Here is a 22,681-nt window from a genome sequence, read left to right on the forward strand (position 1 = left end):
CTCCTTTTTCATTACAAAATAAATTGACTTAAATCTCGATTTTTCGCAATTGACCCTAGCTTTTCTTCTACATATTGCTCTGTAATATCAAGTGTTTCCATCCGAATATTAGGAGCTTCAAAAGATACATCTTCAAGCAATTTTTCAAGCAACGTATGCAAGCGTCTTGCCCCAATATTTTCTGTTTCTTGATTTACTTCGCTCGCAATCGTCGCAATCTTACGAACAGCATCGTCTGAAAACTTAATTTCTATACCTTCTGTCCGCAAAAGAGCGGCATATTGCTTAATTAATGCATTATCTGGTTCGATAAGAATTCGGACAAAGTCATCTATCGACAAGCTTTGCAACTCTACTCGAATTGGAAAACGACCTTGCAACTCTGGAATTAAATCAGACGGTTTCGCCATATGGAAAGCACCCGCAGCAATAAACAGAATATGATCAGTCTTAACGGCACCGTACTTTGTAACAACCGTTGAGCCTTCTACAATCGGAAGAATATCGCGCTGGACACCTTCACGAGAAACATTCGCACTTTGTTCACTTTTACCAGCGACTTTGTCGATTTCATCGATAAAGATCATTCCTAGCTGCTCAGTACGGTTAATTGCTTCTTGCGTTACATCATCCATATCAATTAACTTCTGAGCTTCTTCTTCAATAAGCACTCCACGCGCATCAGAAACTGACATACGGCGCTTTTTCTTTTTCTTTGGCACCATATTGCCTAGCATCTCTTGCATGTTCATGCCCATCTGTTCCATTCCTGCTCCACCTTGGAATAAATCCATGAATCCTTGGTTTTGCTCCGATACTTCCAGCGTGACCATCCGATCCTCTAGTTCTCCACGCTCCAGCTTTTCAGCCATCTTCTTTTTCAAGTTGGCATGATTTAACTCTTCTTCCTCTTCCTGCTGATCATCTTCGTTATTATTTTGATTAAATAACATTTCGAACGGGTTTTTATAATTCGATTCTTTCTTCATTGAAGGAACAAGAAGATTAACGAGTCTTTTTTCTGCAAGCTCTTTCGCCTGTTCTTTTACATGGATAACGCGCTCTTCTTTTACCAGGCGTACACTGGATTCAACTAAGTCTCGAACCATTGATTCAACATCTCGCCCTACGTAGCCAACTTCAGTAAACTTTGTTGCTTCGACCTTTACAAATGGTGCTCCGACAAGTTTTGCTAAACGCCGAGCAATTTCTGTTTTCCCAACACCGGTAGGACCAATCATGAGAATATTTTTTGGCGTAATTTCATCACGCATCACTTGTTCGAGCTTCGTTCGCCGATACCGATTTCGTAAAGCAATCGCAACGGATTTTTTGGCACCCTCTTGACCAACAATATATTGGTTCAATCGTTCGACTATTTGGCTTGGTGTAAGTGAACTTGTCATTTCTTTACACTTCCTTTGTCTTCATGATTTGTCGTCTAACACTTCGACAATAATTTGATCGTTTGTGTACACGCAAATATCCGAAGCCGTTTCAAGGGCAGCTCTCGCAATCTCACTTGCAGAAAGTGACGCAGCATGGTTTTTCAACGCACGCCCTGCACTCAAGGCATAGTTGCCGCCAGATCCTATTGCAAGAATTCCATCATCCGGTTGAATGACTTCGCCAGTGCCAGAAACCAACAATAATTCTGTTCGATCCATCACAATAAGCATCGCTTCAAGCTTCCTTAGTACACGGTCACTTCGCCACTCTTTCGCAAGTTCAACAGATGCACGTTGCAAATTTCCATTATACTCTTCAAGCTTCGCTTCGAACTTTTCGAACAGCGTAAAAGCGTCGGCTACTGAACCTGCAAAACCAGCAATCACATTATCGCGGTATATTTTCCGCACTTTTCTAGCCGTATGCTTCATCACAACCGCATTGCCTAATGTAACCTGACCATCCCCCGCCATCGCAAAACCACCATTGTGTGCGATAGCAAAAATTGTTGTTGCATGAAAAGAATCCATGGCAAACGCTCCTTTTTTCGTAAAACTATGCTCGCGGGTGGAAATCTTTATATACAGTGTAAAGACGTTCTTTGCTTACATGAGTGTATACTTGAGTCGTTCTTAATGTTTGATGCCCTAACAATTCTTGTACAGTCCTTAAGTCTGCTCCCGCATTCAACAAATGGGTAGCGAAAGAATGGCGAATATCATGTGGGCTTATACTTTTTTTCATTGCAGCTTCGCGCATTCGTTTTTCCACAATCTTTCGAATGCTCCGATCAGTTAATGGACCTCCACGATAATTAAGGAAAAGATGTGTTGAAGGCTCCGATTGTTTCTCTAGTTTTGGCCGTCCTAACTCTAAATAAACATTCAAACTAGTTTCTGCCTCTTTACCAAACGGGACATACCGCTCTTTTCTACCTTTTCCAAATACACGTATCGTACCACTTGTCCAATGAAGCTGCTCAGTATGCAGCATACTGCACTCAGAAACACGGATGCCCGTCGCATAAAGTAGCTCAATGATCGCCTTATCTCTTTTTTCAAGCGCCGTTTCAGAAGGTAGAGCTGTTAACCAATGGTCCATTTCTTCTTCATACAGAAAGCGTGGAAGCCTCTCTTCTTGTTTCGGAAGATGCGCGTGCAAAAAAGGGTTTTCCTTTACCAATTGCTCGCGAAGCAAGAATTTTCCGAAGCTTCTTAGCGCTGATAGCTTTCGAGCAATCGTACGTCTTGCATAACGCCTGTCAACAAGCGTACTAATATACGAACGTACTTCCAGATGAGTCGTTTCACTAATTCCCAAAAGCCCTTGCTGTGACAAAAATGTGCAAAACTGTTCTACGTCTTTTGTATAATGATCAATCGTCCATTTGGAACTGTTCCTCTCTACTTCCAAATACCGGATAAACCAATTAAGCCAAAGTCGCTCTTCTGATTCCACAAGATTGTCCTCCCTCTTAGAACTAATAAATTCTACCACAGTTTAACAAGGAGAAGCAATAAACTTCACACTTCTTTCACAAAATTCTGAATCGACTCCAATGCCCGACTAGCAAGGGCTTCATAACGTTCTTTTTTTGCTTTTATCCGAACATCAAGGGGTGGAACAAGACCAAAGTTCGCATTCATCGGCTGGAAATTTTTAGAGTTTGCGGTTGTAATATACGCAGCCATACTCCCCATCATCGTTTCTTCCGGCAAAATAGCAAGCGGTTGGCCTTCTGTTAGTTTGAATGCATTAATTCCAGCAATTAAACCTGCAGCTGCAGATTCAACATAACCTTCAACACCCGTAATTTGTCCTGCAAAAAAAAGATCGTCACGAACGGTTGATTGATAGGTTGGCTTTAGCAAGTTTGGCGAATTTAGAAACGTGTTACGATGCATGACGCCGTATCGAACAATGTCCGCCTGTTCCAATCCTGGAATCATACGGATCACTTCTTTTTGAGGCCCCCATTTTAAATGAGTTTGGAATCCGACAATATTATACAAAGTGCCCGATAAATTATCTTGACGCAGTTGAACGACTGCATAAGGTCGCTTCCCTGTTTTCGGATCTTCTAAACCTACAGGCTTTAACGGACCGAATAACATTGTCTTTCTTCCACGTGACGCCATAACTTCAATCGGCATACAGCCCTCAAAAAAGATTTCTTTTTCAAATTCCCGCAAAGGAACCGTCTCCGCTTCAATTAAAGCATCATAAAAACGATTAAATTCCTCTTCGGTCATAGGACAATTTAAGTAAGCAGCTTCTCCCTTATCATACCTACTTTTTAAGTAAACTTTGTCTCGATCAATTGTTTCGGCATCAATAATAGGTGCAGCCGCATCGTAAAAATAAAGATGCTCTTCTCCTGTTAATGCTTTTAATTGTTCTGACAATGCTTTAGACGTCAATGGGCCAGTAGCAATGATCGTTGGGCCGGAAGGCAGTTCTGTGATTTCCTCGTTTACAACGGTCACATTCGGATGCTCTTTCACATAATTCGTTACTCTTGCTGCAAAATCATGACGATCCACTGCTAGTGCACCACCTGCAGGAACAGCCGCTTCATCTGCCGCTTTAATAATGACGGAATCTAATTTACGCATTTCTTCTTTCAGAACACCTACAGCGTTGGCTAATGAATTGCCTCGCAACGAATTGCTGCATACAAGTTCAGCAAACTTATCCGTATGGTGTGCAGGCGTTTGTTTTACTGGTCGCATCTCATATAAGCGAACTTGACCTCCACGCTTAGCAATTTGCCAAGCCGCCTCGCTGCCGGCTAATCCTGCGCCAATTACATTAATCGTTTTATTTTCTATCATAAAGCGCATACTCCTTTTTCATGGATCAATTACTGCGTTCACAGAAACGCCTCCACTCCTTTGTAGAGTGAAGGCTAAGTCAGTAAGTACCCATATCATAGTATCTTTGACGTTTTATTTCAACTAATAAACCTTAGAAAACGAGCATCTTCGACAAATTACTGCTTTTCTTCCTCATAATCACACGAACTACAAGCAACATACACAGCTTTTTTAGATTTTTTTTCAACAAGTAGGCCTTGACATTTTGGGCAAGGACGAGCAATCGGTTTATCCCATGAAACAAACTCACACTCTGGGTACCGGTCACAACCATAAAAAATGCGTCGTTTTTTACTTTTCCGTTCGACAATATTTCCCTCTTTACATGTTGGACAAGTAACTCCAATGTCTTTAACAATTGCCTTCGTATTTCGACAATCCGGGAAATTAGAACAAGCCATAAACTTACCATAGCGCCCCATCTTGTAAACCATTTCGTGATCACATTTGTCGCAGTCTTCACCTGCAGGTTCATCTTTTATTTCGACTTCTTCCATCTCTTCTTCTGCAACTTTTAAACGTTTTTCGAAGCTTTGATAGAATTGGTCAATTATTCCTATCCAATTATCCTTGCCATCCTCAATGCTATCTAAATCCTGTTCCATTTTAGCTGTAAATTCAACGTCCAAAATTTCCGGGAAAAACTCAACAATCAAATCGAGAACAATTTCACCTAGCTCAGTTGGTACAAAACGTTTTTCATCTAGAGCAACATAACCGCGACGCTGAATTGTATCAAGAGTCGGTGCATAAGTAGATGGACGCCCTATCCCTAACTCTTCTAACGTTTTTACAAGCCTAGCTTCCGTGTAACGAGGAGGAGGTTGAGTAAAATGTTGATTTGGTGTAATGTCTTGTTTTTCAACCGTTTGACCTTCTTCCAACGCTGGTAAAAGTCGGTCTTCTTCCTTCTTATTATCATCATTGCCTTCAATGTAAACTTTCATAAATCCGGCAAATTTTAATTTTGAACCGGTTGCACGGAATAAAACACCATTATTATCAAGATCAACAGACATCGTGTCCATAACGGCTGGAGCCATTTCACTTGCAACCAGACGTTCCCAAATCAACCTATATAACCGATGCTGGTCACGAGACAAGTATTCTTTCACAGTTTTAGGTTCATACATAACCGATGTTGGACGAATCGCTTCATGAGCGTCCTGCGCTTTTTTGTCCTGCTTGGCTTTCCGCTCTACTTTATTGACGTACTCATCACCAAATGTTTTCTTGATGTAATCATGCGTCTCTTGTTTTGCTGTATCTGATATACGGGTAGAGTCCGTTCTCATGTAAGTAATTAAACCCACTGTCCCTTGCTTACCGAGATCAATACCTTCGTATAACTGTTGCGCGATTAGCATTGTTTTCTTAGCTCGAAAATTAAGCTTACGCGCAGCTTCTTGTTGCAATGAAGAAGTAGTAAAAGGGGTAACGGGGTTACGCCGGCGTTCTTTTCTTGTAACATTCGTTACTTGAAAAGACTTCCCTTTCATTTGTTTTAAAACAGCTTGAACATCTTCTTCATTAGAAAGACTTTGCTTTTTACCATTGACACCATAATACTTTGCTTCAAACATCTCGCCTTTTAATTTAAAATTTCCTTCAATGCTCCAATATTCTTCAGGCTCAAAGTTTTGTATTTCTTTTTCGCGATCCGTAATTAATTTTACCGCTACAGATTGAACACGCCCTGCACTCAAGCCCTTTTTCACTTTTTTCCATAATAATGGTGAAATATTATAGCCCACTAAACGATCCAATATCCTTCTAGCTTGCTGAGCATCAACTAAATCCATATTGATCGGTCGAGGGTGCTTAAATGCATCCTTTATAGCCGTTTTTGTAATTTCATTAAAGACGACTCGACAGTCTGAATGTTCATCTATATTCAGACTATGAGCTAAATGCCAGGCAATCGCTTCCCCTTCTCGATCCGGGTCAGCCGCTAGATAGATACGTTTCGCTTTTTTAGCTGCTGTCTTTAGTTCTTTTAACACGGGACCTTTCCCGCGAATTGTAATATACCTTGGTTCATAGTTTTCTTCTACACTAACGCCCATTTGGCTTTTAGGTAAATCTCGAACGTGGCCCATCGATGCTTTGACAACGTATTTTTTCCCTAAATATTTTCCAATGGTTTTGGCTTTAGCGGGAGATTCCACGATTACTAAATAATCGGACATGTAAAGCAGCTCCCTCTCACATTATTCTCTATTGATGAAGTAAATCTTCCTCATTATTAAACAGACTTTCCCCATTTGTCAAACGGAAGTGAAAACAGCTAGATAAAATCCGATAGTTCGCTATCTTTCGACAAAAAGTTTGGCAATGTCTCGCTAAGCGTGTTTTTTGAATAAAGACAGCATGCTCCCTGACTAATTAGCCAATTTGTTCCACTTGACTCTGACGAGGTTATATTGCTAGGTACTGCAAACACTTCTCTTCCTTGTTCAATAGCTAAATCAGCTGTAATAAGAGAGCCACTTTTTCGCTTTGCTTCTATAATAACAGTTGCATAACTCATGCCACTTATTAATCGATTTCTAGCTGGAAAAGTCCATTTTTTAGGTTTTACAAAAGGAGGGTATTCACTAACAACTAAATGGTGGGAAGCTATAGACTGGAAAAGAGAGTAATGTTCTGGAGGATATACGGTGTCAAATCCACATGCTGTTACAGCAATTGTGAGACCTTTATATGTGATAGCACTGTGGTGGGCTAAAGAATCTACACCTCTAGCCAAACCACTAACGATTGTTATCCCGGCATCTATTATAACCGGCGTTAAGAGAGCGAGTACTTCTTTGCTATACGGCGTTGGTGTCCTAGTTCCCACAACAGCTATTTTTTTTGTTTTTAAGATCTCAAGGTTACCTTTTGTATAAAGAATATGCGGTGGATCATAAATGGTATTTAATAATGGAGGGTAATGAGAAGAATGACTGAAGATGGTTTGAATACCTGCCTTGTCTAGTTGTTCTTTATAAACAGCTTGGTCACTACGTCTAAGCCATTCAAACAAACGCTTACTCTGACGATCATTCAATTGGAGAATTTCGCTCATTTCGCTTGCAGAGGCTTTATAAATGCTTACTAGTTCAGGATCCCATTCTAATAGTCGAACAAACGCGCGATAGTTCGTAGAAAGGACCGCATGTAAGTGAAGAAAGCGTTCTTCATATGAAATATCAATCACCCATTTCCTCGTATTCTATGAAAAGCCCCTCACAATCGCAAGGGGCTGTTTACTCTTATTTTGCTATTTCGTGCGTAACGCTTTTCTCATATAAGTCATTTGCTTTCAATGATTTAATTAACGTTTCGCCCATTACAGATGGAGTAGCTGCAACACGGATGCCGCAAGCTTCCATTGTTTTAATCTTTTCAGCTGCTGTCCCTTTACCGCCAGAAATAATCGCACCAGCGTGGCCCATGCGTTTTCCTGGAGGGGCCGTTTGACCACCAATAAAGCCAACAACAGGTTTTGTCATATTTTCTTTTACCCATTCAGCTGCTTCTTCTTCAGCCGTTCCACCTATCTCACCGATCATAATAACCGCATAAGTGTCAGGATCCTCATTAAACAAAGAAAGGACATCAATGAAGTCAGTTCCATTGACCGGGTCTCCACCAATTCCTACAGCAGATGATTGACCAATTCCTTCAGTTGAAAGCTGATGGACAGCTTCATATGTTAAAGTACCGGAACGAGAGACAACACCGATATGTCCTTTTTTATGGATATAACCAGGCATAATACCAATTTTACATTCCTCTGGAGTAATAACACCAGGACAGTTTGGCCCGATCAAACGAGTCTTCTTGCCTTCCATATAGCGTTTTACTTTCACCATATCGATAACCGGAATGCCTTCAGTAATACAAATTGCCAAATCTAATGCTGCATCTGTTGCTTCCATGATGGCATCAGCTGCAAAAGCCGGTGGAACATAGATAACCGTCGCATTTGCTCCGGTTGCATCAACTGCTTCTTTTACAGTATTAAAAACTGGCACACCTTCAATTTCAGTGCCACCTTTACCAGGCGTTACTCCGCCAACGATTTTCGTTCCATACTCAAGCGCCTGTTTTGTATGAAACAATCCAGTGGCGCCGGTTATTCCTTGAACAATAACTTTTGTATCTTTATTGATTAAGATGCTCATCTGCTAGCTCCGCCCTTCCTATTTCACTAATGAAACGATTTTTTGTGCGCCGTCAGCCATTGAATCTGCTGCTGTGATATTTAATCCAGATTCTTTTAAAAGTTTTTTCCCAAGTTCTACGTTTGTGCCTTCCAAACGAACAACAAGAGGAATCTCGAGGCCAACTTCTTTTGTCGCAGTAATAACCCCTTCTGCGATAATGTCACATTTCATAATTCCGCCAAAAATATTAACAAAAATACCTTTTACATTTTCATCAGACAAAATCAATTTAAAGGCTTCCGTTACTTTTTCAGCTGTCGCACCGCCACCAACATCAAGGAAGTTAGCTGGATCGCCCATATAATGTTTGATAATATCCATTGTAGCCATAGCGAGACCAGCTCCATTAACCATGCAGCCGATGTTCCCGTCTAGAGCAATATAGTTCAAGTCGTGTTTTGAAGCCTCGATTTCTTTCACATCTTCTTCTTCTAAATCACGAAGTTCAACGATGTCTTTATGGCGATATAGCGCATTGGAATCAAAGTTGAATTTAGCATCTAATGCCATTACTTTTCCATCACCTGTTGTAACAAGAGGGTTTATTTCAGCAATCGATGCATCTTTATCAACAAAAACTTGATACAAGCCCATCATAAATTTAACAGCTTGGCCAACAAGTTCTTTAGGAATGTTTATATTAAATGCAACACGTCTAGCTTGGAAGCCTTGAAGGCCCACTGCTGGATCAATTACTTCTTTAAAAATCTTATCAGGTGTTTCTTCTGCTACTACTTCGATTTCAGTACCGCCTTCTTCAGAAGCCATTAATACAACGCTTGAAGTAGCACGGTCTACTACAAGACCAATATAATATTCATTCTTAATGTCGCAACCTTCTTCAACTAGTAAGCGCTTAACTTCCTTACCTGCTGGTCCAGTTTGATGCGTCACAAGTGTTTTCCCAAGAATTTCATCCGCGTATGTACGAACTTCATCCAAGTTTTTCGCAACTTTAACACCGCCGGCTTTCCCACGTCCACCTGCGTGAATCTGTGCTTTTACTACAGATACAGACGAGCCTAGTTCTTTCGCTACTTCTACTGCTTCGTCAACAGAGAATGCTACTTTTCCGTTTGGAACGGCTACTCCGTACGAACGAAGAATTTCTTTACCCTGATACTCATGGATATTCATTCTCTCTCCAGCCTCCTGTAATTACGTGCTTCACTCTTACGCGCACGAGAATTTTCGTCTTTAATACGAAATCCTTTTTCATTCTAGCACTTTTTTTGATGCTTGGGGAGGGGTAACCGCTATCATTCTTACAATTTTTCTGTTTTCTTTGTTGATATTTGTTCTTTTTTTGGATCTCTTCTATTTTTTTGTCGTTTATTAAAATGAGAAAATTTTCCTGTAAGTAGAATTTCCATCAAAGCAAGCAACCTTTTTCTTCGTTAATTAAGTTGCTCCAAAAAGAATCATTACGTTTTTCAATAAGTAAACTATCGATTAAGTATCTTCATTCTCATGTTCTGATGTTTTTTTGGATTTCTTCTTGTTTTGCTCTTTTTTATTTGGCTCAAATAACTTCTTCAACCCTTTTGCTAGCTGCTCTTTTTCAGAAGCTGGTGCATAATGCCCAAATTCACTAGAAAATTCTTCTTGGCGTTTGTTTCTTTTTTGTTCGTCCATCATTGTCACTCTCCTTTTGCAGTCTTATTTTTTCAGTATCTGCAAAGAAGTTTAAATTATGACGACTCCTCCAAATCAAGCATAAAAAGAATTATTTCAGCACAAACTTCTGCAGAATCATCAGGCAGCTGAATTAGAGGCTGCTGCAAACCGTTTCCCTCTGAAGTCCGAACATAACGTTTGCCAACAAAAAAGTCCCTATTTTGAAACAAAGTTGGTAAAGCATCCATTAACTTATATATTGATTTTGTTCTCATAATTTTATATCTATCCCGCTATGAAGGCACTGCCTCGTTTGTTCTGAATTGTTATCAATCCATTTACACACTTCCAATTCAAACCCCTTAGAGCGTAATTTAATTTTCAGCCTTTCTCGCGCTTCACAAAAAGACTCTGGAATCGTTGAATGACTATAAATAACAAGAAAAACTCTTTTTTCTTTTAAGCGTATACTCATTCGTAATGAGCCCATTTTTGGCATAAATGTACTTATCATTGCGTGAAACTTTTGTCCAATTTTTTGGTTCAACGGCTTATTCTTTTCATTGCTAATTTGAATATCCCAATCAATCTGAGAAAATGGCATAACAACACTTACGAAATCTTTCGTTTCATAGTCCGGTCCAATTTGAAGCATTAATCGAGCTTGTAGTTCTTTAACGGAATCAGCTAATTCATGCCCTTTTAAATTCACAATGATCTCGTCAAGTCCCCGTATAAGCAAGATCTGCCTCTTTAAAAGTTCGTTCAGTGGACCAGCTTTAAGTAAATCACTTTTTAATTGTTCTTCACCCTTCTGATAATTGTCTAATTGTTGAATCAAAGGGTGATTGCTATCCTTCAGTGCTATTAAGTGTATATCGCGTATTGTAGCAGAAACGCTTTTTTTTGATCGTATTTCAACCAATGATCTAACAATCCACTCATCCGTGAAACTGATTCGTTTTTCATTTAGATAGCATAGTGTTAACTCTACTTCCTCCATCGAGGCTCTCCATTTCCTTTGGATAGTAGTAACTCTGATGTAGATTTTCTTTTGTAATGGGACATTTAACCGTTCAAACAAAGCAACTAATTGCATTGCTTTTTGAGAAGGATAAATAGACCAGATTTCAAGCAATTGTCGAAATGTACCCCCTTCTGCTATTTTTTTTAGTATGGGTGCGTATCCTATCCCCACAACTGTAAACCAGTAAACTTTCCCAACCTTTAGCTCTGCTTGAAGGTTGGCAACAATGATTGATTGTCCAACTTGAATTTGGGCCGTTTCCGCTATAGGAAAGAGTTTTAACACATGGCCACGCATCATTTGTTCTTCATGGAAAATACGTTTTATTTTATTAGAAGGATGATTGGATAATGAATGCGATAGAGGGTTCATCCATTCACTCCTTTCTTCTATTCTTTTGAGTAAAGACGCTTATTTGCTATTTCTAATACTGGTTTGAATGAACGACGATGCTCCCGTGTCATACCATACTCTCTAATTGCTTCTAAATGAGTGGTTGTTCCATACCCAGCATGTGTATCAAATCCATACTCCGGATATTCCTCTGCTACTTCCGCCATATATCGATCCCGCCATACTTTTGCTAAAACAGAGCTTGCAGCAATCGATAGACTTTTTGCATCCCCTTTTATAATGGACATTTGAGGTAATTGAATATCCAATTCAATTGCATCTAGCAACAAAAAATCCGCTTTTTTTTGCAACCCGTTAATTGCTATTGTCATCGCTTTTTTTGTTGCTTGCAAAATATTAATCTTGTCAATTTCTTGTGCACTCACACTAGCAATTTGGAAGGCTAATGCATTTTCTTTTATATACTCAGCAAATTCTTCCCTTTTTGCTTTCGTTATTTTTTTGGAATCAGTTAGGCCTAGTAATTGAAAATCAATCGGCAAAATACACGCACAAGCTGTAACAGGTCCTGCGAGAGGACCTCGTCCTACTTCGTCCACACCACATATCATATGGTAGCCGGCTTGATGTAGCTCATTTTCAAAAGCGAGCATGCCACTATGCATTTCTTCTAGCTCTTGTTGTTTTTCAAGAAGTCGATCATAGCGATTCAATAAAACTTGAACCCCTTTACGTTTATCTCCTCTTAAGGTTTCTACTTCTTTTGCAGTAATGACGTCTTCGTCAAAACGGGCACGAATTTCTTTAATTGAATTCATATGTATGTCCTTTCTAACTGTAACGACAATGGCCATGCTATAGTTATACTAGCATTAATACTCAAGGAGTTTTCACCATGTCTATTTTGGAAATTATATTGTTACTTACTGTTGGTTTTATCGCTGGTATTATTAATACAGTTTCTGCCGGAGGATCCTTACTTACTCTTCCCGTTCTCTTATTTCTTGGCTTGCCTTCTGCTGAGGCAAACGGGACAAACCGCGTTGCCATCGTTGTCCAAAGTGTGACATCAATAGTCACCTTCGCTCGTAAAGGACAGATAAGGATTAAACAAAACCTTTCTCTTTTAATTGCGTCAACCGCAGGAGCCGTATTTGGAGCGCTTTCTGCGATCTCAATTTCTGATAATGTTTTTATGATTATTCTTGCAGTGACAATGATTGTCACCTTAGCATTTATCATTTGGAACCCTTTAAAAGCGATTACCAAACCAGGAAGAATCTCTTCAGCAATGTATACTGTTGGCACTGCCAGTTTTGTCCTAATTGGTTTTTATAGTGGGTTTATACAAGTAGGTGTAGGCTTCTATATTATGATTCTAGCTATTCTTTTGTATAAACGTTCGTTTATTGAGGCTACGCTAATTAAAATACTTGTTGTCGGATTATCTGTTTTGATTTCTCTATGCATTTTTGCAGCAAATGGTCATGTTCTATGGGGACACGGGATCGTTCTAGCGGCGGGTACAGCTAGTGGAGCTATACTTGGCAGTAAGTTAGTTTTAAGTAGTCGAACGAAGTGGATTCAACTTATTCTGATTGCTACCGTTATCCTTCTCGCTGCTCGATTATTTTATGATGCACTCCTATAAAAAAATAGAATCGCAGCTGCTAATTAAGCCTGCGATTCTTCTGCCGGGGTTTCAAAGGTAATCTTTCCTACCGTGCCACTTCGTAGTTCACGAAGTAACAATTCAGCAGTTTTATCGAAATCGACAAGTCCTCCCCGAATGATACAACCTCTTTTACGCCCAATTTCTTCAAATACTGGGCCAATATCATCTAGATCGTCTGGAAGTTCAATTTCATAACGATTTGTTAATTTGTTAGGGTATTCCACTGCCAAAAATCGCAGCGCAAATGCTGCCACATCTCCATAATCAAGCAGTTCATCTTTAATCGCACCCGTCGCAGCTAATCGCATGCCAACTTGCTGGTCGTCAAACTTCGGCCACAAAATTCCAGGAGTATCTAGTAATTCTAGTTGGTTCCCTACTTTTATCCATTGTTGTTGTTTTGTTACGCCTGGCCGATCACCAACTTTTGCCTGCCTTTTATTTACGAGACGATTAATCAATGTTGATTTACCTACATTAGGAATACCTAAAATGACGGCTCTTAATGCTCTCGGTTTCATCCCTTTTGACTCCCACTTCTTATAAAGAGCATGAGCGAGCTTCTGACATGCAGGTGCAATCTTCTTTACTCCTTGACCTGTTTGTGCGTTTACTGCAATGACTTCTGCTCCTTGACTCCTAAAATACGCACTCCACTGTTCTGTATGTGCCTCATCAGCAAGGTCAGCTTTATTTAAGAGAATCAAGCGTGGTTTTTCACCTGTTAACTCATCAATAATTGGATTACGAGAAGACAGCGGAATTCGCGCATCAAGTAACTCAATTACAACATCAATCATCTTTAGTTTTTCTTTTATTTCCCGTCTAGCTTTCGCCATGTGACCGGGATACCATTGGATTGTCTTCATCCGTTTCACCTGCTTATTAATTTACAATGTTTGCATTCTCAAAAGGGTAGAAGATAATATTCGCTCTCCCAATTATTTCCGAAAAATGAACAACCCCAATATCACGACTATCTTTACTTAAACGCCGATTATCACCCATCATAAAATAATGGTCGTCCGGAATTGTCTGCTCGTTAATTACTTCTTCGAGCGTAAAGTCCCCAGTGAGGTTTTGATTGCCTTGAATTGATTCTTTTAAGTGTTTTAAATAGGGCTCTTCAACAGCTTCACCATCGATATAAAGGATATCATTTTCATAGACCAAGGTTTCACCGGGCAAACCAACAATACGTTTAATATAATCTTTACCGCCTGGAGCATGAAATACAACAATATCAAATCGTTGCGGTTCTACGAAGCGGTATCCGATTTGATTTACAATCAATTTGTCACCAGTCTCTAACGTGGGTTGCATGGAATATCCTTCAACAATAATAGGCGCCAGCAAAAAAATTCGAACTAAAAGTGTTGCAATTAACGCTAAGGTAAGCGCTTTTGCCCACTCAACTGGAAAAGCCCGTGATTTCAATTGCTCTCGCCTCCTTCTCTCTCTAGTTTACCATGTTTATTGTTCTTATTCATCAAACAAAAGCACGGAGAATCTTTCGCACCACATAAGGAATCTTTTGCTGTCATCTTACGATTAAATTAACATTGAATCAATAAATAAATGATTGAACCACTTACGAATTAATAGAAGGGTATACGCCTTCGGAGATTATACCTCACCTACTCAAACCGGTCAATTTGCGCCATTTTCACTCTATTATTTTGTATCGATAGGAATGAATGAAAGTCATATTTAGTTTAATGCATGTATCAAAAACAACATTTATCCTATTATGAAATAACGTTTAAGTTGTAGCTTCCACCCTCTTTTTTATTATCGTTCCTAAGACTGACCATTTTTTATATCTCATCTGATGAACGCAAAAAAACGCTCCCCGCTATGAGGAACGCTCTCTTTTTCTGTCAGAACCCTTGATATATAAAAGTTCTGATTAACGACGAATTTCTTTAATACGTGCTTTTTTACCACGAAGATTACGTAAGTAGTAAAGTTTCGCGCGACGTACTTTACCGTAACGCTTCACTTCAATCTTATCGATCTTCGGTGAATGTAATGGGAATGTACGTTCAACACCTACACCGTATGAGATTTTGCGTGCAATAAACGTTTCACTGATACCAGAACCACGACGCTTAATCACGACGCCTTCAAAAAGCTGAATACGTTCGCGCGTTCCTTCCACAACTTTTACGTGGATTGTAAGCGTGTCTCCAGGACGAAAATCAGGATGGTCTGTGCGCAATTGCTCACTAGTGATTTCTTTAATTAGGTTGCTCATCGTATCGTTCCCTCCTTCCGTACAGACATTCTTGCCAATAAATAAAGCAGCGGAACATCGTAATCTTGCTGAAGATTTCTCATTCAGCCACAACCATTATCATAGCACAATGAAGCGCGAACTACAATATCCAATCAAATCTTTTTTTGGCTTGGTAAACCAAGAATTTCAAAGATTTCTGCTAATTTTATATTTACTTGCTCGGTCAAAGCTAAACGACGTTTTTGCTGAATCGGTTCAGCTTTAATAACAGGACATAGCGAATAAAATTGGTTATACAAGCTGGCGAGTTCAAAAGCAAATGTGCACAATAAGTTAGGCTCCAAAGCTTTCACTGCTTTACGTAGAGTTGTATCCCATCCAGCTAAATGTTTTAATAGCGCTCGTTCACTCTCTTCTGCTTCTTGGTACGTAGCTCCATCTTTAGTTAAACCAGCCGTCGTAGCCTTCTCGATAATACTATTTGTACGGGCATACGTATAAATGAGATACACACCCGTATTACCTGTCACTTGGGTAGCTTCTTCCAGATCAAAAACAATGTCTGACGTCGTATTGTAACGAAGCATATTGTATCTGATTGCTGCAATTGTGAGTGTTTTAATGGTCTGTGAATCAGCGTTAGCACTCTGTTCTCGAACCGCTTTTCCCATTTCTGCAATCAGTTCGTTTATTTTAATACCAATGCCTTTACGTCCCGACATAGCGTATACTTCCTTATTTTCTTCCGTTTCAATTCCCAAGCGCTCTGCTGTGTGTTTGCTTAAAGATACAACGCCATATGGAACTTGGAATAGCTCATTTGCTTCCTCTGAATAACCTGCAGCAAATAGTGCTTTTTTCACCACTTGTTGAGGATACTCTTGCCGATAGTCAATGATATTAATAACTGAGTCGGCATCACCAAAATTAGCTTTAGCACCAGATGAACTGGTGGTCCACAGTTCACCAACTTTCTGTTTGTATGTAAAATCTCCTTCTAATAATCCGTACTTCCACATGTGGTAAGCAATATCTTTTGCCGTATACGTTAACACACCGTTAGAGCGAATCAAAACTTTATCAGCTAGATGTTCCGACTCACTAATGCCCCCTGTCGAATCATCGGTCCGGATTACCCAACAACCTGCTTGAGGTCCGTGGTCTTGTTTAAAGAAAACATCTGTTTGCTTTAGTTTACTGAACGCTTCTTGCCAAAAACCTTTTTGCAAAATATCCCGTTCCCAAACGAGCAAGTCATAGGAAATACCAAATTGCTTCATTTCTTCTATATGCTCCGAAGACAACTTATCGGCTACAGCGTAACCAAGCCAAGCAGTACTGTTATTCCCTTCTTCTAGTTTATGAAGAACATCATCCCGAATCGCTGTTTTTATTTCCCCTGATTCATATTTCTCATTTAAAGCGGAATAGATATTCCAACAATAATCGCCAAACCGTTCAGCGGGTTCAGTTGACTCTGTATGCAGCAATGCAGTTAACGTGTCTGCCAATTGGTTCCCAAGATCATCAATGTAATTATGTACTTCAACGTGAGCTCCAGTTTTCTTTAAAAGTCGTGCAAGCGTATCCCCAATGCAAGCATTGCGTAAATGGCCGATATGAGCCGATTTATTAGGATTAATGGATGTGTGTTCTATGACAATTTTCTGTTTTTCGCCACTTGTCTGATCGATTGCTGTATTAGTAACTAAAACATCATCCCAGTTTACAAAGAAGTTTATAAAACCAGGTCTAACAACATCAATTTTACTGACTGGCAAATTTATCTCTTTTAACTTCTCTTGTAAACCAATTGCAATTTCAAAAGGATTCTTTCGAGCGATACGAGCTAATTTCATTGCGATATTTGTTGAATAATCACCATGAATAAGTTGTGCCGGTTGTTCCAATTCAATATCAATCTCATCTGAATAGGAAGCCGTTGCTGCTTGAATTGCTCTGATGAGTGTTTGCTCTACATGCATATTGATCAACCACCTTTTTTATTTTGCTAATCAGTATAGCATGACTATCGAGACAATGCTCTCTCCTTTAAATATTCAAATGAAAAAACCGTATACAGTTTTTATGCATACGGCTACTTCTCATTCTTCACTTTTTCTAATAGCTTTTTTTCTGTCTCCGATAGAGAATTAGCTTCCAGCAAATCAGGACGCCGCGCATACGTTCGACGTAAGGATTCTTTTAAACGCCATTCTTCAATATTTGCATGATGCCCTGAAAGAAGAATGTCAGGAACTCTCATACCTCTAAAGTCTGCCGGGCGGGTATAATGAGGGTGTTCCAGCATACCAGTAGAATGAGAATCTGTAATAGCGGAATTCTCATTTCCCAGTACACCTGGTATGAGTCGCGTCACACTGTCAGCAATGACCATAGCCCCCAACTCTCCTCCAGTTAACACATAATCACCTAAAGATATTTCATCTGTTACTAGATGCTCTCTAACCCGTTCATCAAAGCCCTCATAATGCCCACATAAAAAGATCAAATGATCTTCTTTAGCAAGTTCTTCTGCTTTTTTTTGCGAGTAAGGGACTCCTTGAGGACAGAGCATAATGACACGGGGCTTTGTTTCAGCCTCTGTTTTCACACTCTTAACCGCATCAAAAATTGGTTGCGGCGACAAAACCATACCTGCACCGCCACCATAAGGATAATCATCGACTTTACGGTGCTTATTCAATGCATAGTCTCTAAAGTTCACTGTCTTAAATGAAACCAGTCCACGATCACTAGCTTGTTTTAAAATCGAGGAACGGAAAACACCAGCAAACATTTCTGGAAACAATGTGAGAACATCAATCTTCATCAATCATCTAGACCTTCCAATAACTGAACTGTAATTAGCTTCTCATCAATATCGACTTTTTTCACAACAGACTCAATATACGGAAGCAACAAATCTTTTTGTCCTTTACGCTCTACAACCCAAACATCATTTGCTCCCGTTTCAATGATATCTTTTATTTTTCCTAGCACCGTACCTTCTTCGTCTTTGACAGTGCAGCCCATAATCTCGTGATAATAAAACTCATTTTCTTCTAGTTCAGCTAATTTCGCTTCTGAAACATAGAGGTAGCTTCCTTTAAATTCCTCCACCTCATTTATATTGTTATATCCTTCAAATGTAAGCAAATCAAAGTTCTTATGGCTGCGATGACTACGAACGACCACACGCTGCCCTGGTTCATCGGGACTTTTTGCTATTTTAAGTTCCGATCCAGTTTCATACCGTTCTTCTGCAAAGTCAGTATTGGAAAGAATTCTTACTTCCCCACGTACACCATGAGTATTAACAAGACGACCAACATTAAACCAATTTGTCATTTTCTTTTTTCTCACTCTCTCTAATTTCAGCGATTAAACCATCTTTTATAATAATAGCGACATTTGCATCTTCAGCAATCCACTTATCGCCTTCTTTTAAATCTAGTATAATTTCAGTATTCCCCATCCCAAGTTCGGTCCCAAGCGGCAAACTAATTAGCTGATTCATTCGAAATTCCAACGAGTCTGCCCGCTCTTCACGTTGCTTGATCTCATTTTTATATTTCTTCTGAACTTCTGCATAAGATGTTGTATTCTTTATCGCTTTTAACGCACGTTGCAGCTGAAATTCAAGTTGTGATAGCTCTGTTCTTATTTGCCACAAGTCACGTTCAAATTCTTGCTTTAGTTGTTCCTTTTTTGCTTCCGTCAGAACATGTTTCACAGATGCTGTGCGAATACACTTCAAGAAAACGCCTCCCATCTTTTTTCATGCAAAAAAGGGTGAGGTTTCCCTCGCCCTTTCATTCGACAATATCCAGCCTGACGCGTCCGTTCTGCTTGCCTGTTGCGGCATACAGAACCGAACGAATCGCCTTCGCTGTTCTGCCTTGCTTACCAATCACTTTCCCCATGTCGTCAGGATGTACAAAAAGACGTAGAACTTGTGTCTTTTCTTCATGAGCTTCTTCAACCTGTACCGAATCTGGGTGATCCACCATTGATTTGGCAATATGTTCAACTAAAGCTTTCATGCATCCCAGCCTCCTTAGGAGTGATTACTTAGCGTTTTTTTCGTTATGAAGCTTTTCCATTAAACCAGCGTTCGAGAACAAGGTACGAACTGTATCAGAAGGTTTTGCACCTTTAAGCATCCACTCAAGCGCTTTTTCTTCTTTAATGTTTACTTGCGCTGGTTGAGCGATTGGATTATATGTTCCAATCTCTTCAATAAAGCGACCATCACGTGGGAAACGAGAATCTGCAACTACTACACGGTAAAATGGGGATTTCTTAGATCCCATACGTTTTAAACGAATTTTAACAGCCATTTGCTGTACACCTCCAAAAATAATTACACACAATTTTTTATCATATCATCAATTCTACTAGTCTGCAAGAAAAACTATTAGAACAGATTTCAATTAAAATGGGAGTTTAAACCCACCGAGACCTTTGCCTCGTTTCTTGCCTTTTCCACTCTGCATACCCGTCATTTGCTTCATCATTTTTTTCATATCTTCAAACTGTTTCAGCAAACGATTGACATCTTGAATGGTTGTCCCGCTTCCTTTCGAAATGCGACGACGACGGCTTCCATTAATGACACTTGGGTCTTGCTTTTCAAGTGGTGTCATTGATTTTACAATTGCCTCTACGCGAGTTAACTGCTTTTCATCCACTTTTAAATCCTTCATGCCTTTTTTATTCATACCAGGCATCATTCCAAGTAAATCTTCAAGTGGTCCCATGCTCTTTACTTGCTCTAATTGTTCTAAGAAATCATCAAATGTAAAATCCATTGTGCGTAGCTTTTTTTCAAGCTCTTTCGCTTTTTCTTCATCTACATTCGACTGCGCTTTTTCAATTAGTGAAAGTACGTCTCCCATGCCAAGAATTCGAGAAGCCATTCGCTCTGGATGAAACGCTTCGAGCTGATCAATTTTTTCGCCCATACCCGCGAATTTAATTGGGGTATTTGTGACAGCTTTAATTGAAATCGCGGCTCCACCTCGAGTATCACCATCAAGCTTTGTTAATACAGCCCCTGTTACTTGAAGCTGTTCGTTAAAGCTTTCAGCTACATTTACAGCATCTTGACCTGTCATTGAATCAACTACAAGCAAAATCTCATCTGGATTGACACTTGCTTTTATCTCACTTAATTCAGCCATCAGTGTTTCATCAATGTGAAGTCGTCCGGCTGTATCTAAAATCACATAGTCACAGTGCTCTTCTTTTGCTTTTTCAATTGCTTGCTTTGCAATTTCCACCGGACTGACTTTATCTCCCAATGAGAAAACAGGCATACTTAACTGCTTTCCTAGCGTTTCCAATTGTTGAATAGCAGCTGGTCGATAAATATCACAGGCAGCGAGTAGAGGCTTTCGATTATGCTTTTTACGTAAGTGATTCGCAAGCTTAGCTGTGGTTGTTGTCTTACCAGCACCTTGCAAGCCAACCATCATTACAACAGTCGGAGCTTTTGCAGCTATAGCAATCTTACTTTGCTCTGATCCCATTAGCTCAGTTAATTCTTCATTAACTACTTTAATCACTTGCTGTCCTGGTGTTAAGCTTTTCATGACTTCCTGACCAAGCGCTTTTTCTTTTACGCTGGCAACAAATTGCTTCACCACTTTAAAGTTAACATCCGCTTCAAGTAACGCCAGTCGAACTTCACGCATCATTTCTTTGATGTCTTGTTCGCTCACTTTACCTTTACCACGAATCTTTGTTAACGTATCTTGCAGGCGTGCGGCAAGTCCTTCAAATGCCATTTGATCGCCTCCTACGAATATAACTAATCAAGTTTCTCTAACCGTTCAATGATCGAACCATACGATTCTTCGCCTTGGTTTTCATCCATCGCCTGGCGAAACTCCGCTATCAGTGTGCGGCGCGCTTCAAACTTAGCAAGCAACATTAGTTTTTTTTCATATTCCTCAAGCATTGCTTCCGTGCGGCGAATGTTATCATATACCGCTTGGCGGCTTACTTCATATTCGTCTGCAATCTCACCTAGTGAGAAATCGTCCAAATAGTAATAGGACATATAGTTACGCTGCTTTTCGGTTAATAAGGGATGATAAAAGTCGAACAAGTAATTCATGCGTAATGTTTTCTCGAGCATTCGGTACGCCCCTTGTTAAGTCATTTCCCTTTACGATTACACATCTTACCGTATCAGCGTTCTTCTGTCAAGTTTTTATCTTAACATCTTTTTCCCTACGCTTGTTCGTTATCAATTGCCTCTTTAAACAAACCATATACGAATTGATCTGCATCAAATGGTTGCAAATCATCTTTTTGTTCACCTAGACCGATAAACTTTACTGGCAAGTCTAATTCCTGACGAACAGCGAAGACGATTCCCCCTTTTGCAGTACCGTCAAGTTTTGTTAAAATCAAGCCACTTACATCAGTTGAGCTACCAAACGCCTTTGCTTGAGACAACGCGTTTTGACCAGTCGTCGAATCAAGGACGAGCAAGACTTCATGAGGAGCACCTGGTACTTCTCGTTCGATAACACGTTTTACTTTTTCAAGCTCATTCATGAGGTTCACTTTATTTTGTAAACGCCCAGCAGTATCACAAATAAGCACATCAGCCTTTCTAGAACGTGCCGCTGCAATTGCATCGTACATAACAGCCGCAGGGTCAGATCCTGCTTGTTGCTTAATGACAGGAACACCTACTCGCTCGCCCCACACATCAAGCTGTTCAATCGCTCCAGCCCGGAATGTATCCCCCGCAGCCAGTAAAACGGATTTCCCTTCATTCTTTAAGTAATTAGCTAACTTGCCAATCGAGGTGGTTTTTCCAACACCATTTACACCAACAACTAAAATGACAGTGAGTCCATCCACTTGAATGTTTAATGTGCCATCATCGCCCTCTTTGTCAAGCAGGCCAGCGAGCTTTTCAGAAATAACTGGCTGAATCTCTTCTGTATCTTTAATGTTTCGTATTCTGACTTCGTCTTTTAATTCATCAATTAAATTCATTACTGTTGTGACACCAACGTCAGCACCAATTAAAATCTCTTCAAGCTCTTCGAAAAAATCCTCATCGACTTTTCGATATCGTGCCACAAGTTCATTCATCTTCCCAGCAAAATTAGAGCGTGTTTTTTCTAACCCCGTTTTAAATTTATCGGCAACTTCCGTTGTTTGTTGCGTCATCTTTTCTTTTAATTTCTTAAAAAAACTCAAAAT

At 39.8% G+C, this 22,681-nt stretch carries 25 protein-coding genes; 1 reads left to right on the plus strand and 24 read right to left on the minus strand.

Features of this window, described 5'->3' with window-relative positions:
* Nucleotides 1-11: 11 nt before the first annotated feature.
* The 12 genes from hslU to rnhB form a co-directional block, all read right to left on the minus strand.
* A complete protein-coding gene (gene hslU, locus BK584_RS04615) occupies nucleotides 12-1,406 on the minus strand; it encodes an ATP-dependent protease ATPase subunit HslU (protein ID WP_078391506.1) in 1,395 nt (464 codons plus the stop codon).
* A 21-nt stretch (nucleotides 1,407-1,427) separates the two neighbouring features.
* On the minus strand, nucleotides 1,428-1,979 hold the full coding sequence (gene hslV / locus BK584_RS04620; protein ID WP_078391507.1) for an ATP-dependent protease subunit HslV: 552 nt from the start codon (nucleotides 1,977-1,979) through the stop codon (nucleotides 1,428-1,430).
* A 25-nt stretch (nucleotides 1,980-2,004) separates the two neighbouring features.
* A complete protein-coding gene (xerC, locus tag BK584_RS04625) occupies nucleotides 2,005-2,907 on the minus strand; it encodes a tyrosine recombinase XerC (protein ID WP_078391508.1) in 903 nt (300 codons plus the stop codon).
* 65 nt (nucleotides 2,908-2,972) lie between these two features.
* Nucleotides 2,973-4,283 carry an FADH(2)-oxidizing methylenetetrahydrofolate--tRNA-(uracil(54)-C(5))-methyltransferase TrmFO gene (gene trmFO, locus BK584_RS04630; protein WP_078391509.1) on the minus strand — a complete coding sequence of 437 codons (1,311 nt, stop codon included), beginning with the start codon at nucleotides 4,281-4,283 and terminating at the stop codon, nucleotides 2,973-2,975.
* A gap of 158 nt (nucleotides 4,284-4,441) precedes the next feature.
* A complete protein-coding gene (gene topA / locus BK584_RS04635) occupies nucleotides 4,442-6,514 on the minus strand; it encodes a type I DNA topoisomerase (protein ID WP_078391510.1) in 2,073 nt (690 codons plus the stop codon).
* 98 nt (nucleotides 6,515-6,612) lie between these two features.
* Nucleotides 6,613-7,527, minus strand: a complete 915-nt coding sequence (dprA, locus tag BK584_RS04640; protein WP_078391511.1) for a DNA-processing protein DprA — start codon at nucleotides 7,525-7,527, stop codon at nucleotides 6,613-6,615.
* A gap of 55 nt (nucleotides 7,528-7,582) precedes the next feature.
* Nucleotides 7,583-8,497 (minus strand): succinate--CoA ligase subunit alpha, encoded by a 915-nt coding sequence (gene sucD / locus BK584_RS04645; protein WP_078391512.1) that lies wholly within the window; start codon nucleotides 8,495-8,497, stop codon nucleotides 7,583-7,585.
* Nucleotides 8,498-8,515: 18 nt separating this feature from the next.
* Nucleotides 8,516-9,676 carry an ADP-forming succinate--CoA ligase subunit beta gene (gene sucC, locus BK584_RS04650; RefSeq protein ID WP_078391513.1) on the minus strand — a complete coding sequence of 387 codons (1,161 nt, stop codon included), beginning with the start codon at nucleotides 9,674-9,676 and terminating at the stop codon, nucleotides 8,516-8,518.
* A gap of 315 nt (nucleotides 9,677-9,991) precedes the next feature.
* Nucleotides 9,992-10,177, minus strand: coding sequence for a hypothetical protein (locus BK584_RS04655; protein ID WP_078391514.1), 186 nt, complete (start codon nucleotides 10,175-10,177; stop codon nucleotides 9,992-9,994).
* Between the two features lie 53 nt (nucleotides 10,178-10,230).
* Nucleotides 10,231-10,431 (minus strand): hypothetical protein, encoded by a 201-nt coding sequence (locus tag BK584_RS04660; protein WP_078391515.1) that lies wholly within the window; start codon nucleotides 10,429-10,431, stop codon nucleotides 10,231-10,233.
* Complete coding sequence (locus BK584_RS04665) at nucleotides 10,428-11,555, minus strand: hypothetical protein (RefSeq protein WP_078391516.1); 1,128 nt, start codon at nucleotides 11,553-11,555, stop codon at nucleotides 10,428-10,430. The genes BK584_RS04660 and BK584_RS04665 overlap by 4 nt, the downstream gene beginning before the upstream one ends.
* A 17-nt stretch (nucleotides 11,556-11,572) precedes the next feature.
* Nucleotides 11,573-12,355: a ribonuclease HII gene (rnhB, locus tag BK584_RS04670; RefSeq protein WP_078391517.1), complete on the minus strand. Its 783-nt coding sequence runs from the start codon at nucleotides 12,353-12,355 to the stop codon at nucleotides 11,573-11,575.
* A 77-nt stretch (nucleotides 12,356-12,432) separates the two neighbouring features.
* Here rnhB and BK584_RS04675 point away from each other — a divergent pair, with 77 nt between their 5' ends.
* Nucleotides 12,433-13,188 carry a sulfite exporter TauE/SafE family protein gene (locus BK584_RS04675; protein ID WP_078391518.1) on the plus strand — a complete coding sequence of 252 codons (756 nt, stop codon included), beginning with the start codon at nucleotides 12,433-12,435 and terminating at the stop codon, nucleotides 13,186-13,188.
* Between the two features lie 23 nt (nucleotides 13,189-13,211).
* Here the strand turns inward: BK584_RS04675 and ylqF are convergent, their stop codons facing one another.
* The 12 genes from ylqF to ftsY form a co-directional block, all read right to left on the minus strand.
* Entirely contained in the window at nucleotides 13,212-14,081 is an 870-nt protein-coding gene (gene ylqF / locus BK584_RS04680) for a ribosome biogenesis GTPase YlqF (RefSeq protein ID WP_078391519.1), read from the minus strand.
* 16 nt (nucleotides 14,082-14,097) lie between these two features.
* On the minus strand, nucleotides 14,098-14,649 hold the full coding sequence (gene lepB / locus BK584_RS04685) for a signal peptidase I (protein WP_078391520.1): 552 nt from the start codon (nucleotides 14,647-14,649) through the stop codon (nucleotides 14,098-14,100).
* Between the two features lie 472 nt (nucleotides 14,650-15,121).
* Nucleotides 15,122-15,469: a 50S ribosomal protein L19 gene (gene rplS, locus BK584_RS04690; protein ID WP_078391521.1), complete on the minus strand. Its 348-nt coding sequence runs from the start codon at nucleotides 15,467-15,469 to the stop codon at nucleotides 15,122-15,124.
* 134 nt (nucleotides 15,470-15,603) lie between these two features.
* Entirely contained in the window at nucleotides 15,604-17,436 is a 1,833-nt protein-coding gene (locus tag BK584_RS04695; RefSeq protein ID WP_078391522.1) for an arginine--tRNA ligase, read from the minus strand.
* A gap of 113 nt (nucleotides 17,437-17,549) precedes the next feature.
* Nucleotides 17,550-18,284: a tRNA (guanosine(37)-N1)-methyltransferase TrmD gene (gene trmD / locus BK584_RS04700; protein WP_078395402.1), complete on the minus strand. Its 735-nt coding sequence runs from the start codon at nucleotides 18,282-18,284 to the stop codon at nucleotides 17,550-17,552.
* Nucleotides 18,284-18,802: a ribosome maturation factor RimM gene (gene rimM, locus BK584_RS04705; protein WP_078391523.1), complete on the minus strand. Its 519-nt coding sequence runs from the start codon at nucleotides 18,800-18,802 to the stop codon at nucleotides 18,284-18,286. Before rimM ends, trmD begins: the two co-directional genes overlap by 1 nt.
* A complete protein-coding gene (locus BK584_RS04710; protein WP_169871064.1) occupies nucleotides 18,786-19,211 on the minus strand; it encodes a YlqD family protein in 426 nt (141 codons plus the stop codon). The genes rimM and BK584_RS04710 overlap by 17 nt, the downstream gene beginning before the upstream one ends.
* Nucleotides 19,212-19,266: 55 nt before the next feature.
* Nucleotides 19,267-19,497: a KH domain-containing protein gene (locus tag BK584_RS04715; protein ID WP_054708394.1), complete on the minus strand. Its 231-nt coding sequence runs from the start codon at nucleotides 19,495-19,497 to the stop codon at nucleotides 19,267-19,269.
* 24 nt (nucleotides 19,498-19,521) lie between these two features.
* A complete protein-coding gene (rpsP, locus tag BK584_RS04720; protein WP_078391525.1) occupies nucleotides 19,522-19,794 on the minus strand; it encodes a 30S ribosomal protein S16 in 273 nt (90 codons plus the stop codon).
* Between the two features lie 93 nt (nucleotides 19,795-19,887).
* Nucleotides 19,888-21,243, minus strand: a complete 1,356-nt coding sequence (gene ffh, locus BK584_RS04725) for a signal recognition particle protein (RefSeq protein WP_078391526.1) — start codon at nucleotides 21,241-21,243, stop codon at nucleotides 19,888-19,890.
* A 23-nt stretch (nucleotides 21,244-21,266) separates the two neighbouring features.
* Complete coding sequence (locus BK584_RS04730) at nucleotides 21,267-21,596, minus strand: putative DNA-binding protein (RefSeq protein ID WP_078391527.1); 330 nt, start codon at nucleotides 21,594-21,596, stop codon at nucleotides 21,267-21,269.
* A 95-nt stretch (nucleotides 21,597-21,691) separates the two neighbouring features.
* Nucleotides 21,692-22,678, minus strand: a complete 987-nt coding sequence (gene ftsY / locus BK584_RS04735) for a signal recognition particle-docking protein FtsY (protein ID WP_078391528.1) — start codon at nucleotides 22,676-22,678, stop codon at nucleotides 21,692-21,694.
* Nucleotides 22,679-22,681: the final 3 nt, after the last annotated feature.

The sequence above is a fragment of the Shouchella patagoniensis genome (genome assembly GCF_002019705.1).
Lineage (GTDB): Bacteria > Bacillota > Bacilli > Bacillales > Bacillaceae_D > Shouchella > Shouchella patagoniensis.